The following is a 1,457-nucleotide window of genomic DNA, read 5'->3' on the forward strand; positions in this document are numbered from 1 at the left end:
CGACATACAACTGGCATAGCTCGACTAAACCGTTCTAACCGCTGCTGGTCGTTACTACTGTCGAGTAAAGGATGCCAACGGGCCACGGCACCATTAGGGGTAGATTCTAGCCTTGGCAGAAACTTTGTCCGCGCCAATAAGTCCAAGCTCCAGCGAGCAATGTGGGACCAGAGTCGAATATCACCACCCAAGTTTACAGCCTCAGGCATCGTCCCCAAGGGCAGGTTATTTAACCACGTCAATGCTGCATCTGGTGATAGACACACGCCAGTAATCTGCCAAGGATATAAGCAAAGGGCTATATCTGACGCTGACATTGTCTCTAGGTCAGGAGGGTTAGTACTCGCGCTGTAGCATGGCAACAGTGTTGAAGCAGTGACCCACGTGGGCAAAGCAACTATCTGGGTCATCGGCTGATCCCACAGTTGGTGATTGTTAGGCAACGCAGACAACTCCGCAATCAGGTCATTCAGAGCAAGGGCAAACGGGTATGATACTGGAGTTGTCAATTCTTCAGCAGCAACTGCACCACTGCGTTGCCACGCCTCACCCCACAGGAACAAACAACCTTGGGGTAGCCAAGTACCGTGTAAAACTGCCATTGATACCTACTCGTCCATGTGATGCAGACTAGATTACGTATTTAGTCAGGGAATGATCTGTGCTAAGGGGAAGGTAGTCACTGCGATTCATTTAATATGCCCCTCTCCAAACGACAAGCATTAAACCAATTGACTCAGATGCAGGTAGCAATCCCTTCAGGCGACTGAATGCGTATATTCATAGTCTGAAACCTCAATACATCCTGCTGGTAATGATTGCTAAGTTATATAACAGCAATGACTCGTCTGTGCTCTCTGGAGTATGCAAGGGCTAACATCTTGCGTGCAAAATTAGTGGCGAGCGTTGCAGCAACTGTACTCATGAATATTACCGTATCATAAATATCCTTGCGATATGAGATTGATGTTGACTGCTGATTGATCAATTAGCTACTCAATTAATTAATCGCTGATACTAACCTTACTGAACTGACACCAGAAACCTGCTAGAACAGATGCAGCAGCAACAATGTAAGTCCTGTCATTCTCCATAGGTGCGATTGCAAAGTAGGCGCTGGGCCATCTCATCGCCTGCGAAAAAGCATGGACAAAATGGCTGAGGCTGTGGATGAAAACAGTTGGATTGTGTGACTGCTTTGAAGGAGAAGATTTGTGAGTTCGTCGCTCCGCGTCTTAATCGTCGATGACTCTGACAGCAATGCAAATGCATTGATTGCTGAGCTGCGATCTGGTGGCTACAACGTTATATCAACTGTTGTGGGCACAACGCCTGCGATCGTGACTGCTCTCGATGAACCGTGGGATATTATCATCGCTAGTTGCACCATGGTGCATGTAAAGGTTCACAACATCCTCAAGCTGTTACATGAACGTGATGTCAAGGTACCGTTGATT

2 protein-coding genes are annotated in these 1,457 nt (G+C 47.3%); one reads left to right on the forward strand and one right to left on the reverse strand.

The features are described from left to right. Window positions 1–602: ATP-dependent helicase (locus NZ772_18865; GenBank protein MCS6815620.1), on the reverse strand; the 602-nt coding region annotated here is incomplete at its 3' end. Window positions 603–1,214: 612 nt separating this feature from the next. Between NZ772_18865 and NZ772_18870 the strand changes: the two genes are divergently transcribed. Then, the coding region (locus tag NZ772_18870; protein ID MCS6815621.1) for a response regulator at window positions 1,215–1,457 on the forward strand (243 nt) is incomplete at its 3' end.

The organism is Cyanobacteriota bacterium (assembly GCA_025054735.1).
Taxonomy (GTDB): domain Bacteria; phylum Cyanobacteriota; class Cyanobacteriia; order SKYG9; family SKYG9; genus SKYG9.